The sequence below is a fragment of the Mycobacterium sp. NGS49 genome, from assembly GCF_059812565.1.
Map to the genome: position 1 here is coordinate 23,996 of NZ_JCALCX010000003.1, position 13,141 is coordinate 37,136.

Sequence of the window (13,141 nt, forward strand, 5' to 3'; positions counted from 1 at the left end):
GCGAAAAAGGGTGCCTTTACGTCTGCTCGCCCGCACTGTCCTTGCCCTCGATGAAGTCGCGGGGCTTCATGCCCGATTGCATGAGTTCGGCCCGCCGCGCCTGCACATCGGTTGCCGCGCCGACCATGTTCGTCAAGATGTGACTGACCTGCAGATGCACCCGCATACCCATCAGCTCCCAGGCACGCTTCACGTTGTTCTTCACCGCCATCAACGTGGTCAACGGGATCTGGCCGATCCTGCGCGCCATGTCCTCGACGGTCTCCTCGAGGTCTTCGCGCGGTACCACCCGGTTGAGCAGGCCCCACTCGAGAGCCTGTTGCGCCGACAGCGTCGGTGCGAGCAGCAGCCAGTCCATGGTGCGGTGCCAGTTCATCAGCAGCCACGGTTCGATCATTGTGTGACCGCCCGGCTCGCCGAGGCTTTGCGCCAGCGGCATCTGGAAATACGCGTCGTCGGACGCGACGCAGAAGTCGGTCAGCAGCCCGAGGTAGATCCCGCCGCCCATGCAGTAACCGTGAATCTGCGAAATCGTCGGCTTCGGAAACTCCCAGAGATACAGCGTCGGCCACAGAAACAGGTCGGCGGTGCCTTTGTACAGGTCCTCGAAGGTATTGCCGAAATCCGGGTACGGGTTTTCGTCGGGACCCCAGCGGGCTACATGCCCGCCGCAGAATCCTTTGCCGTTGGCCTTGAGGATGACGACCTTGATCTCCTTGTCGTGGTCGGCCTCTCGCAGGCAGGTGTCGACCTCGGTGACCAGCACTGCGTCTTTGGTGTTTGCCTTCTCCACCCGGTTGAGAATGATGCGGGCGATCGGTGGCTCGCGCTCGTAGATGACCGCTTGCAGAACGCGCCGCTCCATGGTGCTGACACTACCGGACGAGGGGTGCGGACCACAGCGAACGACTGACGAGTTCCTTCGGTGATTTCGCTTGTGCCGCGGCAGATCTTGTACACCGCGGGCGATCAGCCATGCCCGACCAACCATGCATACCCGCGGCCTTCACCGGCCGCCATCACGTCGAGTGCACCGAATACCGAGGCCAATTCGCCGCGAGCGGCCCGGAACGGCCCGGGTTCGGCGCCGACCTCACTGAGAGTGCAGATCGCCAGCAGCCCGCCCGGTGCGAGGCGCTCGATCAGTGCTCGATCAAGACGTGGGTCGCGGAACTTGTTGCACAGCAACATCTCGACCGGCGGCCCAGTGGGCAGACCCGCATCGAGGTCGACGACGTCGAAGCGACAGCGGTGCCCGAATCCTTTGCGCCCGGCCAAGTCTCGCGCCTGCTCGATGGCCACCGCGGAGACGTCAACGCCCCACACATCCAGGCCGCGGCTGGCCAGCCACACCGAACCGGCTCCCTGGCCGCACGCGACATCGAGGGCGCGTCCGGCGGTGGGAATCAAATCGCTGTACGGTCGCAGGAAATCCGGTGGCACACCGGCGTCGATCGGTTCCACTGCTGCGTATCGGGCATCCCAGCGACGTCGGTCCTGCTCGGTCACAGCGACCAGATTACTGCCCCGCCGGTGGCTACGTCGGCCCCAGCTCTAGGGTTTTCTAGACACCTGTCTGTTCCATCCGCTAGATGCCGCCGTGACTCATGACAGGCCCAGCTGATGAACCCGCCAAAAGGGCTGCTGGCTCGGCAGAAGCGCGATTCGTCCCACCGGCGAGCACGGCTTGTCGCCACTGCGAGCCCTCCCTACACTGGACGGGTGTCTAGAGATGGGGATTCCCCGGCCGGCCGTCCTTCATCCGGTGCGACCACCCAGCGCCGGTCGGATCGACGCCCGGGACAGACGATCCGCAAAGTCCTCGACGCCGGCTTGGCAGAACTTCGGGAATCCTCATACGCCAACCTGACGATGCGGGCGGTGGCACAGCGGGCAGGGGTGTCACCGGCCAGCGCCTACACCTACTTCTCATCGAAAAGCGCACTGGTGGCGGCCGTCTACCTTCGATTTCTCCGTGAACTTCCGTTGCACACCGACGTGAACGACACCACCAAGACCAGGGTCAGCGCGACCATGCGGGACATGGCGCTGGTGGTCGCAGACGAGCCGGAACTCACCGCCGGGTGCGGCACGGCGCTGATGGCCGATGATCCGGCCGTCGCACCGCTGCGCGAGGAGATCGCCCGGGAGGTATCGCGCCGGATCGGCGCCGCACTCGGTCCCGGATGGCCGCGCCCGGTCAAATCCACCCTGCAGATGACGTTCGCCGGTGCGCTGATGACGGCGCGCTTTCTCACCTATCGGGAAATCGCGGGCCAGCTCGACGAGGCGGTCAACCTCATACTCGGCGCATCGGTAGCGTGAACTACCTTTGGCCCGAGCGAGTTACACGGGAGTCAGGGGTAGCGACCTGCGTGGCTGGAAGACGAAGCTCGACCCGCCACTTACCTTGGCTACCGATACTTCGGGGTATTCCTTTGCCGCGGTAGATGTTTCGGTAATCAATGCCGTCCAGTCGGTGGGAGTACCGCTGATGTCGACATGCAAGTGTGGATCAACCGCCGACGCGATCGCCTGCAACGGTGCCACCACATCGGGTGACACCAACGCCGGCCATGCGTCGTCGTCGTGGGCCGGTGATCGGTGCAGGTGTACACGATTCGGTTCGAAGTCGGCTGCCACGTAGGCAGCGGGGTTGAACAGCGGATGCAATTCCATCACGCGGACCGCGCCCTCGACTCCCCCGGGCAGGTCCATGGCACGGTGGATCCGCTCACCGGCCAGCCCGGCCAGCCCGATGAGCTGCTTGGTGGCGATCGACTTCGCGAGGGCGGCATCGCCGCCGGCACGTTTGCTCACCGCAAGCGCGAAAGAGAGGTAGAGCAGGTGCATTTGCAGGCATACTTCGTCGGCGAGGCGGACCAGCGCCGAGTGGCAGAAAGCGCCGAAGTCGAAATCGGACTGCAGGGGGCCGGAGTAATCCGAGTGGCCCGGCCCGGCGTCGTCGATCGGGTCAAGTTCGACAGTCGCGGCTCTGGTCCGGCCGACGATCTCCAATTGCGGGATGAAGCCCACTTCAGGATGGGACTCGTCGATGATCACCGTCCATGCGCAATGTGGCTTCCGGTCGGCGGGTAACCGCGGCGGCCGGTGAATCGGGCGGACCTGCGCCCGGCGGTTGGTGGCCAGTGCGGTGGCATCGAACGTCGGATCCTCGATGTCATGGCACATCCCGCGTACGTAGTCATCACCCATCGGCTCGACATCCAGCAGCGCGCCGCAGTGATCGAGGTGAAACTCTCCGTGCCAACGGTCATGCACCGTGTAGCGGAAGTCCATGAACTGGGGTGGGGCGCCGATGTCGAGCTGCAGGCCCTTGAAGATGGTGATGACGTCGTCGCCCTCGAACCGCAGCGCCCGCTGCATGCGCTTGGTGTACAGCGGGCTCGCTCCGGCCCACTCTTCGATGGCGATCTGAAGCATCGCCTCGCGACCGAATTGTTGTATGCACCAGGCCATTCCGGATCTGTCGATCATCTGGCCGATCAGCAGCAACTCCGGCACCAGCGTGCTGAGCTGCCCACGCGTGAGGGCAGCGTACCTGCTAGTCACAGCGGTCCTCCGGTCTGCATGCCTGCCCGGCCGCGCCCTTGACATCCCGCCGGGGACTGACACGGCTGAGTCCACCGACACGACTGGGGCTGCATGTACCAAATTATGGACAGGTGTCTGGTTATGCTGCCGACTCTAGCGGACCGGTCCCGCGATCGGCAAGAACCGCAGGAATCGGGCAGCGAAGCGGCGGATAGCCATTCCGCAGCGGTGGTGGCACTACCTCGCCGCGCCCTGCAAGCGGTCCCTGGCTGGACAGCTGTCCGGCCGTCCGCAGCCGAGTTTGGCCATCCACGGACACCCAGCACGTATGATCTGGATCCATGACGGCAGCCCGGGTGGTCGCCCCCGATGCGTAGTCACGGCTGGGCCGGCAACACGCCGTCCTCCGATGAGGAGGCGATAGCCCGCATCCTCGATGCCGCGGAGAAGATCATCGGTGAACGCGGTTCGGCGATGCGCATCGCCGACGTGGCCCGGGATCTGGGCGTGACTCGCCAGACCGTCTACCGGTACTTCCCGGGCACCCAGGCATTGCTGGTGGCAACCGCGATGCGCTCCGCGGACGGCTTCCTCGACCAGATGGCCATGCGGGTCAAGGGGATAACGGACCCCGTTCAGGCCATCGTCGAGGGAGTGGCATTCGGCATCGAAGAACTGGCCGCCGACAACCAGGTCGATGTCATCCTCAGCCAACGTGATCGCGGCAGTCGCCGGACGTCCATCATGTCCGACACGGCGCTGGCCTTCGGCCGCTCGATGCTGCACAAGTTCGACGTGGATTGGGAACGGCACGGTTTCGACGAAGCCGGGGTGGATGAATTGGCGGAGTTCTGCCTACGGGTGCTGCATTCGTTTCTCGCCGACCCGGGACGTCCGCCACGTTACGGTGGTGACCTTCGCCGCTACCTCATCCGCTGGCTCGGACCCGCGATCGCCTACCCGAAGCTGGCAGGTGCGATGGACGCGCTGCGGACCGACGAACCGGTGCGTCCGCGAAGACGCGCCACCGCGGCATCCTGAGGCTTCCGGCCTGGCGCGCCGCCTCCTGCACCAGCTGAACCCGCGAAGCAAGGCCGAGCTTGGTGTAAATGTGGCTGAGGTGAGCCTGCACGGTGCGTGGCGAAACGAATAATCGCACCGCTATCTCCTTGTTGGCCAGTCCTTCACAAAAAGTCGCGCTATGTCGCGCTCGGCCGGTGTCAGCGACGGCCAGCCGGTGGCGGGGCGTTTGCGCTGACCCCGGCCGCGCTGGGCACAGGCGATGGCTTCCTCGATGCATAGCTCGGCGCCTTCCGCCCATGCGGCGCCAAAAGCATTCTCCTCCATTGCATCCCGGAGCTCGTGCACCGATTCGCGATAGCCGGCTTCGTGAATCGGCAAGCGCACCAAACCCGTACGGTGCCGGATTCCCCGCGCCGCGCCGAACAGCCGGGCCGCCTCGAGATGGTTGCCGGCCCTGGTTGCCAGCCCGGCCAGCACAATGTCGGGAACGTTGAGTCGCGCACCGCTCGCGTCGACCCCTCGACGGCAGCAAGCAGCAGCGTCAGTGTTCCCGTCGGTAATCCGCTTGGCTGCTCGCTCAACTCAACTGCGCTCCACTCGGTTGTGCTCATGCTAGCCAGGATGCGTTGACACGGATCAGGAAACATCAGCCAAATGGCCGATGGAGTTCGCCGCCCATGCGGAGGTAGCGCATCTGCCCGATGGCGCCGGACCACCCGCCGGTTGATCCGCAGCGCTCTATGGGCAATCCTCATCCTGGAATCAGGGAAACAGGTGAATGAGCCGAAGGGGGTCGGGACGTGGCCGGTGTGGGACAGATCGCGATGAACAGCGCGCCGGTCTTGGGGGGCTTGATGCTGGCCGTTGCGGCGGGTCAATTCCGCGGGCCCGACTTCCGCAGCCTGATCATGCAGGACATGGATCTGCTCGACCGGCTTCCCCCGGAAGCCACCGAGCTGCGCGCCGAACTGCAACGCACCATAGATGCCCGGGTCGACGATCTGATCAAAGCCTCCGATAAAGGTCGTGCCGTCCGCAGGGCAGCGACGTCCTATCAAGGAAACTGGCGCGACGTGGTGCTCTTCATCTGCGCGGTGCTGTTCGCGGTCGTGTGGTGGAACGTCAACCACAGCCGGACCAACTGGCTACCGACGTTCGTGGTCCTGATCCTGCTCGCCGTGGTGACGGCCGCTTACGCCCTGCGGGGGGCGGTGCGCGCTGCAATGTCACTGGTGCGGACACGGGGGCACCACGGCGGCGGTGAAGCGAACTGACCCTCAACCTGCCGCGCCTCGCCTTCCGGCACCGTTGGCGTCCGCGAGGTCGGTGAATCCCTGCTGTTCCTGCTGACGCTGGCGTACTATCGCGACATCCACTGCCCGTAAAGGCACGTCGCGGTGTGCTCGCGGCCGCCGAACGCACGGAAAGCTGCCGGCATGCGCATCGTTGTGGATCTGAACAAGTGCCAGGGCTACGCCCAGTGTGTCCCGCTGGCACCCGAGGTCTTGCAGTTGCTCGGTGACGAGGCGCTGTCCTATGACCCCAATCCCGACGATTCGCAACGGCAGCGAGTGTTGCGGGCCGCCGCGTCGTGCCCGGTGCAGGCGATCATCGTCGAGACGTACACCCCTGCGGACGAGGCATGAAGAACCCGCTTGTCGCAGAACTGGTGGCGAGTTTCCGGGCCGAGGCCCGCATCGTCATCGTGGGGGCATCGCTGGCCGGCCTGCGGGCAGCCGAAACGTTGCGCGAGCGCGGCTTTCGCGGGCACCTGACGTTGATCGGCGAGGAGCCGCACGAGCCGTACGACCGTCCTCCGCTGTCCAAGCAGGTCCTCAAGGGCTGGGTGCCTGCCGAGCACACCAAGCTGCCGCGGTTGCGCGCCGTGGACGCCGAGTGGCGTCTGGGCGTGGCTGCGACGGGACTGGACCGGATCAACCGCCGGGTAGGGCTGGCTGACGGGACGACGGTCGAGTACGACCGGCTGCTGATCGCCACCGGGGTCCGGTCCAGGCCATGGCCCAACGCCGCGGAAGCCGCACTGCACGGCGTGTTCACCGTGCGCACCTGTGCAGATGCGGCCCGGTTGCAGGCGGCACTGCACGACCGTCCGCGGCGGGTACTGGTCGTCGGCTCGGGCTTCATCGGCTCCGAAATCGCCTCCGTGTGTTGCGAATTGGGCTTGCCGGTCACTGTCGCCGAACGCGCCGGCGGACCGCTGGTCGGCGCCCTGGGCGGTGTCATCGGCGATATCGCGGCAAAGATGCAGCGCGACGCGGGCGTCGACCTGCGCACCGGCGTCTCCGTGCAGGCGTTGCTCGGTGACGACGCCGGTCATGTGCGCGCCGCCCAACTGTCCGACGGACACCGGCTTGATGTGGACGTCGTGATCGCTTCACTGGGTTCTATTCGCAACGTCGAGTGGCTCGAGGGTGCCGGTCTGGCGAGCGGATTCTGGGGCGTGGGTTGCGACGCCGGATGCCGTGCGTTCGACATCAACGGGGTGGTGACCGACAACATCTTCGTTGCCGGCGACATCGCCCGTATGCCGCATGTGCTCTACGAGTACCAGTTCATTTCCATGGAGCATTGGGACAATGCGGTCTTCGGTGCACAAGTGGCCGCCAACAACATGATCAGCCTCGAGACAGACCGTCGCCCGCACCTTCCGGTGCCCTCGTTCTGGTCCGCTCAATTCGGTGTGAACATCAAAGGCGCCGGAGTGTGCTCGTTCGGCGATGAGATCGTGTTCACCCAAGGCTCACCCGGTCAGCGGCGCTTCGCCGCCGCATACGGACGCCGGGGCCGCATCATCGGCGCCGTGACGTTCGACCACGGCAAGTGGCTCCCCTACTACACCGCGCTGATCGAGCGGTCCGCACCATTCCCGCCTCCCCCGCCCGGCTACGATCGCCCACCCGACATGACGCCGGTACCCGCGCGCTTTCCAGATCCGCGAGTACCGACCGGGCTTCCCGACGTCGTGCTGACCGGGCACGACCCCACCTCGCGGGGAGCAGAATTCCGCCCGCGCCCCTAGCCGACGTCACCCATCTGCCGCCAAGGAGCCGCCATGACCGCCCCAACCGCCTGGGCCGAGGCGATGAAGTTCGAGAATCGCGCCGACCCGTATCCGTTCTTCGACGAGTTGCGCAGGACCCCGGTGGTCCAGGTGGCCGATGACCTCTACGTGGTCACCGGCTACCGGGAACTGCTTGCGCTGGCGCACGATCCGCGGATCAGCTCCGACGTCCGGCGCAGCCCGCTGCGCGCCGGGCAGGCCCCGGAGGCCGCGGAACTGCAACAGTACGGGCACCAGCAGAGCATCATCGTCTCCGACCCACCCGATCACGATCGGGCCCGCCGCCAGGTGATGCGCCACTTCGGGCCCCCGCACTCGCCCGCGGTTATCCCCGACTGCGAGCCGAGCATCCTGCGACTCTGCGATGACCTGCTCGACGCACTGAAAGCCAAGGGCGTCAAGCAGTTCGACGTGGTCGACGACTACGCGTATCCGGTACCGGTGATGGTGATCTGCAGAATTCTGGGAGTACCGCTCCAGGATGAACCCACCTTCCATGCCTGGATCTACGACATGCTCTCCGGGCTGGATCTCGGCCCGGACGCAACGACCGAAGAAGGCAGGATCCGCGCCGGAAAGGCTCGTGCCAGCGGAGAGGCGTTGCGGGGATACCTGGCCGGCCTGATCGACGGATTCCTGCACCGTCCTGCGGACTGTCTGCTGTCCAAGCTGGTCAACGACGCCGACGGCCCCGACGGTGCGATGTCGCCGCAGGAAGCGCTTTCCAACGCCCAACTGCTGTTGATCGCCGGCCACGATTCGACCGTGAACACAATCTCGAATTGTGTGCTGACGCTGCTGCGCAATCCGGGGTCCTTCGACCTGATGCGGGAACGACCCGAACTCATCCCGCGCGCGATCGAGGAAGTTCAGCGGCTGCAGTCGGCGGTGCAATTCTTTCCCAGCCGCAGTGCCACCGACGACATCGAGATCGCCGGCACCGTGATTCCCAAAGGGGCGGCGGTTCACCTCATGTACAGCGCCGCGAACCGGGATCCGGCCCGCTTCACCGATCCCGACAGATTCGATCCGCATCGCCCCGACAACGAGCATTTCGGCTGGGGCAGCGGTATCCACACCTGCATGGGCGGCCCACTGGCCCGGCTGGAGGTCAACCTGGCTCTGGAAACCTTTCTGCGCCGAGTCGACGGACCCCGCCTAGTGGTCGATCCGCCGCCGTATCGCCGCAGCCAGGTGTTTCGCGGCCCGTTGCACCTACCGGTCGACATCGACGGGATCCGGGACTGAAGCCGTCAGCTCGTCGCGGGAGGTCGCCTCGGCCAGGCGTTCAACTTATCTAACTTACGTATTTTTGCAAGACAACGATTGCCCGCCGCCCGGCGCGGTGTCAGGCTGACTACATGACAGAAGCGGAATCGTTCGTCGACCAGGCCGTCGTGGGGCTGGCCGAGCCGCAGCCCATGTATAAGGCACTGCGCGAGTCGGCCCCGGTGTTTCGGTCGCCGCAAGCGGTGGTTCTGAGCCGGCTTTCGGATATCGACATGGCCCTCAAACGGACCGATTTGTTCTCGTCGAACATGGACGCGGTGGACCTGGGCAACCTGCGACCGCTGATCCCCTTGCAGATCGATCCGCCCGAGCATGCGAAGTACCGGCGCATCCTGGACCCACTGTTCACGCCCCGCGCGATGGCCCGGCGGGAACAGCAGGTCAGTGCGCTGGTCAACGACATGATCGACCGTTTCGCGGGCCGGGGTGCATGCGATTTCCACGAAGAGTTCGCGGTGCCGCTGCCCTGCACCGTGTTTCTGCAGGTGCTGGGCCTGCCGCTGGAGGACCTGGACAAGTTCTTGGAGTGGAAGGACGGCGTGATCCGGCCCGCGGGGTCGACCGGCTATGACGATCGCCATGAGGCCTCGGCCAAGGTGGCCGAACAGATCTACGAATATTTCGACCGCGCCATCGACGACCACATCGCCAAACCTCGGGATGACGTGCTGTCGGCGATGATCGCGGCGCACTTCAAGGACGAGGGTGGTGCCGCGCTGTCCCGCGACGAGCTGCTGGATATCTGTTTTCTGTTCCTGATCGCCGGGCTGGACACGGTGACGGACTCGCTGGACTGTTTCTTCGTCTACCTGGCGCGGCATCCCGGGCATCGTCATCAGCTGGTCGCGCAACCCGACCTTCTGCCGCACGCCGTCGAGGAGTTGTTGCGTTGGGAGACACCGGTTCCCGGCGTTGCCCGGGTCGCCATGCAGGACGTCGAACTCGGTGGTTGCCCGATCAACAAGGGCGAGCGGGTCAGCCCGTTACTCGGTGCGGCCAACACCGACCCGGCCGAGTTCGCCGACCCGGAGCGGGTGGATTTCAGCCGCAGTCCGAACCGGCACCGCGCCTTCGGCGGCGGCCCGCACCGCTGCCTGGGGTCACACCTGGCCCGGATGGAACTGCGGGTGGCGTTGCGCGAATTCCATCGACGCATCCCCGATTACGAGATTCCACCCGGTACTGAGCTTAAGTACACCGCGGCCCTTCGCTCCGTGGAGTCGCTGCCGCTGACGTTCCCGGTGCCGGCGCGATGATGCACGTCTCGGTGGACGTCGACCGCTGCGTGGGTCACGGACGCTGCTACTCACTGGCGCCCGAGATCTATGATGCCGACGAGGTCGGACATTCCGTCGTGCGGGTGGAGGACGTCACCGGAGAACAGGAGCAACAAGCGCTGGCCGGCGCCCGGAATTGTCCGGAAGAGGCGATCACACTCACTCCTGGCGCGGCGCGTCGGTAGGTACGCTGACGGCGCAGACCACAGAAAGGACGCCGGCGCATGGAACCAGGCTCGATCGACCCGGTAGCACAGGAGCGGCTATCGCACGCCGCCAAGTCGTTCACGTCCGACTTGTCGATCAACGAGTTCGCACTGCTGCACGGCGCGGGTTTCGAACCGATCGAGTTGGTCATGGGCGTCTCGGTCTACCACGTCGGCTATCAGTTCACCAACATGCGGCAGCAACAGGAATTGGGCGTGTTGACCGAGGCCACCTACCGGGCCCGCTGGAATGCAATGGCGCGCATGCAGGCCGAGGCCGATTCGCTGCAGGCGGACGGCATCGTCGGTGTCCGCCTCAACTGGCGCCATCACGGCGAGGGTGGTGAGCATCTGGAGTTCATGGCCGTCGGCACCGCCGTACGGTTCACCGAGAAGCCGGGGGCGTTTCGGCGTCCCAACGGACAGGCGTTCTCCAGCCACCTGTCCGGCCAGGACATGGTGACGCTGCTGCGGTCCGGGTACACACCCGTAGCGTTCGTCATGGGCAACTGTGTGTTCCACATCGCCGTGCAGGGCTTCATGCAGACACTGCGGCAAATGGGGCGCAATGTCGAGATGCCGCAGTGGACCCAAGGCAACTACCAGGCCCGCGAACTAGCGATGTCCCGCATGCAGACCGAAGCCGAGCGGGACGGTGCCACCGGCGTAGTGGGCGTGCACTTCGCCATCTCCAACTACGCCTGGGGGCACCACACCGTGGAGTTCTACACCGCGGGAACGGCGGTGCGGCGCACCGGAACCGGTGAGACGATCAAACCCACTTTCGTGCTGCCGATGGATAACTGATGTACGAGTTCGACGCCGAGCGGATCAGTCGCACCATCACGGCGGCACTTGCGGGTCCCGGCGGCGTCGCCATGGTGGTGAAGGTCTTCGCCGGGCTTCCCGGCGTGATTCACACGCCCGCGCGCCGTGGGTTCTTCTCCTCCAGCCCCGAGCGGGTGCAGATCGGCGATTGGCGCTATGAGATCGCGCGCGACGGTCGGCTGCTCGCCGGGCACGTGGTGAACGACATCGTCATCGCCGAGGACATCTTGCCGGCTGACGCGGTGGGGCCGCACATCGCCCGCTCTCTGCAACAGATCGTCGCCCGATTCGGCGCAACCGTCGTTCCCAACATCAACGCCGCCGTGGACGTACTGGGCACCAGCACTGGCTATCCTTATTGATTTACCCTGTGCTGCGGGTATTTTCGCTGTCCACGCAAGGAAAGCTCGGCTCAGCAACGGTGCCTGCAGCAGACAGGGCGAAATCACCCGTCCGGCGGGCCGCCGGACGGGATCGGGCAGACCAGCAACTCCTTGAGGGCATCGGAGAAGGCGTCGGCCATCTCCCACAGCTCCGGCACCAGGTCCGGGCAGGAGATGATGCCGACACCCAGGGCCCCGTTGAGGGACATCACGGTGATGTTGAGTCCAGCGCCGCCCAGCAGCGGTCCCAGCGGATACATCGATTCGATGCGGCAGCCGAGGAAGTACAACTGTTGTTGGGGCCCGGGCACATTGGACAGGATCATGTTGTATACGGGACTGCTACCCAACGGGATTCGAGGCAAGATGCGCATCGCAACGCCGAACATCGACTGGCCGCCGAACTCCGTCCAATCGTGCAACAGGGTCGGTCCCATCGCCGCGGTGTGATCTTTGGCGGCGTTGTTACCGGCCGCGATGGCGCGGACGCGGTCCGCGGGATCGGCGATCTGGGTCTGCATTCGGCAGAACATCCACGTGGTCTGATTGCGACCGGGCCGCTGCGACTTGTCGCGCACCGAAACCGGGACCGTGGCAACCAGCGGAACGTCGGGAAGTTCCCCGCGCTCGATAAGGAAGCGCCGCAGCACCCCGGCACACAACGCCACCACCACGTCGTTGACGGTCACCCCGAACCGGTCCTTGACCCTCTTGACGTCGCGCATATCGAGCTGGGTGTAGGCGACGTTGCGATGATGCGTCAGCGGCCCGTTGAAGGGTGTCGGCGGCGCGCTGAATGGCGCAGCCATCGTGCGGCCCTCGCGCGCCCGCAACACCGTCTGTGCCATGGTGACCAGCGTCGCCGGCACCACCGTTGCCAACCGCAACGGTCGCTTCGCGACGTTGAGCAGCCCACCGGCCGCGATTTGCAGCGCACTGGCACGTCCCGCCCCGCGGACCGGCCGGGGTGCCGGAGCATCGGGGCCCGGGCTGCACAGCTGCGCCAGCAGATTCGCGCCGCCAACGCCGTCGACCACGGCATGGTGCACCTTGAGCAGAACCGTCAGCCCGTTGTCACGTGCACCACCCTCGATCAACCACATCTCCCACAGCGGGCGGTCGCGATCCAGCGGCAAACCCGCGATATGTCCGCAGATCTCGGCCAGTTCCCGACGGCTCCCGGGCGCCGGCACCGCAACTCGGTGCAGGTGGCGCCGCAATGCAAACCTTTCATCGTCCACCCATACCGGATGATCCGGGTTCAGTTGGGTGTTGGCGAGCCTCATCCGAAATTCCGGCACCGCCTTCACGTGCTTCGCCAACGCGGCGCGAAACCGGGTGTAGGCGTAACCGCCCTGCATTGTCGACGTATCGAGCTCCAATACACAGCAGACGTTCAGCGGCTGCGTCGGAGTCTCCAGGTATAGGAAGAAAGCATCAAGTCCACTTAGTCGTTCCATAGCGCCTGCCCGACTAGTCACGTGCAAATTTGAGTGA

Annotated in this window: 14 protein-coding genes and 1 pseudogene; 10 read left to right on the plus strand and 5 right to left on the minus strand. The window is 65.4% G+C overall.

Annotated elements, in window-relative coordinates; translation table 11 throughout:
* Nucleotides 1–16: 16 nt before the first annotated feature.
* A complete protein-coding gene (locus AC5Y7D_RS03690) occupies nt 17–865 on the minus strand; it encodes an enoyl-CoA hydratase-related protein (RefSeq protein ID WP_499921766.1) in 849 nt (282 codons plus the stop codon).
* A gap of 104 nt (nt 866–969) precedes the next feature.
* Nucleotides 970–1,509, minus strand: a complete 540-nt coding sequence (locus AC5Y7D_RS03695; protein ID WP_499921768.1) for a class I SAM-dependent methyltransferase — start codon at nt 1,507–1,509, stop codon at nt 970–972.
* Between the two features lie 213 nt (nt 1,510–1,722).
* On the opposite strand from AC5Y7D_RS03695, the gene AC5Y7D_RS03700 reads away from it, so the two are divergent.
* Complete coding sequence (locus AC5Y7D_RS03700; RefSeq protein ID WP_499921770.1) at nt 1,723–2,325, plus strand: TetR/AcrR family transcriptional regulator; 603 nt, start codon at nt 1,723–1,725, stop codon at nt 2,323–2,325.
* A gap of 21 nt (nt 2,326–2,346) precedes the next feature.
* Here AC5Y7D_RS03700 and AC5Y7D_RS03705 read toward each other — a convergent pair whose 3' ends face one another.
* Nucleotides 2,347–3,573 carry a hypothetical protein gene (locus tag AC5Y7D_RS03705; protein ID WP_499921772.1) on the minus strand — a complete coding sequence of 409 codons (1,227 nt, stop codon included), beginning with the start codon at nt 3,571–3,573 and terminating at the stop codon, nt 2,347–2,349.
* 351 nt (nt 3,574–3,924) lie between these two features.
* Between AC5Y7D_RS03705 and AC5Y7D_RS03710 the strand changes: the two genes are divergently transcribed.
* Nucleotides 3,925–4,596, plus strand: a complete 672-nt coding sequence (locus tag AC5Y7D_RS03710; protein ID WP_499921774.1) for a TetR/AcrR family transcriptional regulator — start codon at nt 3,925–3,927, stop codon at nt 4,594–4,596.
* A 10-nt stretch (nt 4,597–4,606) separates the two neighbouring features.
* Here AC5Y7D_RS03710 and AC5Y7D_RS03715 read toward each other — a convergent pair.
* A pseudogene (locus AC5Y7D_RS03715) lies at nt 4,607–5,085 on the minus strand (helix-turn-helix transcriptional regulator); the annotation flags it as partial.
* Nucleotides 5,086–5,402: 317 nt separating this feature from the next.
* Between AC5Y7D_RS03715 and AC5Y7D_RS03720 the strand changes: the two are divergent.
* The 8 genes from AC5Y7D_RS03720 to AC5Y7D_RS03755 all read left to right on the plus strand — a co-directional run bounded on the left by AC5Y7D_RS03720 (nt 5,403) and on the right by AC5Y7D_RS03755 (nt 11,623).
* Nucleotides 5,403–5,852 (plus strand): hypothetical protein, encoded by a 450-nt coding sequence (locus tag AC5Y7D_RS03720; RefSeq protein ID WP_499922166.1) that lies wholly within the window; start codon nt 5,403–5,405, stop codon nt 5,850–5,852.
* Nucleotides 5,853–6,014: 162 nt separating this feature from the next.
* Nucleotides 6,015–6,224: a ferredoxin gene (locus AC5Y7D_RS03725; protein WP_499921776.1), complete on the plus strand. Its 210-nt coding sequence runs from the start codon at nt 6,015–6,017 to the stop codon at nt 6,222–6,224.
* On the plus strand, nt 6,221–7,618 hold the full coding sequence (locus AC5Y7D_RS03730; RefSeq protein ID WP_499921778.1) for an NAD(P)/FAD-dependent oxidoreductase: 1,398 nt from the start codon (nt 6,221–6,223) through the stop codon (nt 7,616–7,618). The genes AC5Y7D_RS03725 and AC5Y7D_RS03730 overlap by 4 nt, the downstream gene beginning before the upstream one ends.
* Nucleotides 7,619–7,651: 33 nt before the next feature.
* Nucleotides 7,652–8,908 (plus strand): cytochrome P450, encoded by a 1,257-nt coding sequence (locus AC5Y7D_RS03735; RefSeq protein WP_499921780.1) that lies wholly within the window; start codon nt 7,652–7,654, stop codon nt 8,906–8,908.
* Nucleotides 8,909–9,021: 113 nt separating this feature from the next.
* A complete protein-coding gene (locus AC5Y7D_RS03740; RefSeq protein WP_499921782.1) occupies nt 9,022–10,206 on the plus strand; it encodes a cytochrome P450 in 1,185 nt (394 codons plus the stop codon).
* Nucleotides 10,203–10,412: a ferredoxin gene (locus tag AC5Y7D_RS03745; RefSeq protein ID WP_499921784.1), complete on the plus strand. Its 210-nt coding sequence runs from the start codon at nt 10,203–10,205 to the stop codon at nt 10,410–10,412. The genes AC5Y7D_RS03740 and AC5Y7D_RS03745 overlap by 4 nt, the downstream gene beginning before the upstream one ends.
* Nucleotides 10,413–10,451: 39 nt before the next feature.
* Nucleotides 10,452–11,240: a heavy metal-binding domain-containing protein gene (locus tag AC5Y7D_RS03750; RefSeq protein WP_499921786.1), complete on the plus strand. Its 789-nt coding sequence runs from the start codon at nt 10,452–10,454 to the stop codon at nt 11,238–11,240.
* Entirely contained in the window at nt 11,240–11,623 is a 384-nt protein-coding gene (locus AC5Y7D_RS03755) for a DUF5073 family protein (RefSeq protein ID WP_499921788.1), read from the plus strand. Before AC5Y7D_RS03750 ends, AC5Y7D_RS03755 begins: the two co-directional genes overlap by 1 nt.
* Nucleotides 11,624–11,706: 83 nt before the next feature.
* Here the strand turns inward: AC5Y7D_RS03755 and AC5Y7D_RS03760 are convergent, their stop codons facing one another.
* Nucleotides 11,707–13,104, minus strand: coding sequence for a WS/DGAT/MGAT family O-acyltransferase (locus tag AC5Y7D_RS03760; RefSeq protein ID WP_499921790.1), 1,398 nt, complete (start codon nt 13,102–13,104; stop codon nt 11,707–11,709).
* Nucleotides 13,105–13,141: the final 37 nt, after the last annotated feature.

What these genes read in the sequence shown, in the direction of transcription:
- AC5Y7D_RS03690 (WP_499921766.1), bottom strand. Translation starts at nt 865, where the DNA reads ATGGAGCGGCGCGTTCTGCAAGCGGTCATCTACGAGCGCGAGCCACCG.
- AC5Y7D_RS03710 (WP_499921774.1), top strand. Translation starts at nt 3,925, where the DNA reads ATGCGTAGTCACGGCTGGGCCGGCAACACGCCGTCCTCCGATGAGGAG.
- AC5Y7D_RS03720 (WP_499922166.1), top strand. Translation starts at nt 5,403, where the DNA reads ATGAACAGCGCGCCGGTCTTGGGGGGCTTGATGCTGGCCGTTGCGGCG.
- AC5Y7D_RS03725 (WP_499921776.1), top strand. Translation starts at nt 6,015, where the DNA reads ATGCGCATCGTTGTGGATCTGAACAAGTGCCAGGGCTACGCCCAGTGT.
- AC5Y7D_RS03730 (WP_499921778.1), top strand. Translation starts at nt 6,221, where the DNA reads ATGAAGAACCCGCTTGTCGCAGAACTGGTGGCGAGTTTCCGGGCCGAG.
- AC5Y7D_RS03735 (WP_499921780.1), top strand. Translation starts at nt 7,652, where the DNA reads ATGACCGCCCCAACCGCCTGGGCCGAGGCGATGAAGTTCGAGAATCGC.
- AC5Y7D_RS03740 (WP_499921782.1), top strand. Translation starts at nt 9,022, where the DNA reads ATGACAGAAGCGGAATCGTTCGTCGACCAGGCCGTCGTGGGGCTGGCC.
- AC5Y7D_RS03745 (WP_499921784.1), top strand. Translation starts at nt 10,203, where the DNA reads ATGATGCACGTCTCGGTGGACGTCGACCGCTGCGTGGGTCACGGACGC.
- AC5Y7D_RS03750 (WP_499921786.1), top strand. Translation starts at nt 10,452, where the DNA reads ATGGAACCAGGCTCGATCGACCCGGTAGCACAGGAGCGGCTATCGCAC.
- AC5Y7D_RS03755 (WP_499921788.1), top strand. Translation starts at nt 11,240, where the DNA reads ATGTACGAGTTCGACGCCGAGCGGATCAGTCGCACCATCACGGCGGCA.
- AC5Y7D_RS03760 (WP_499921790.1), bottom strand. Translation starts at nt 13,104, where the DNA reads ATGGAACGACTAAGTGGACTTGATGCTTTCTTCCTATACCTGGAGACT.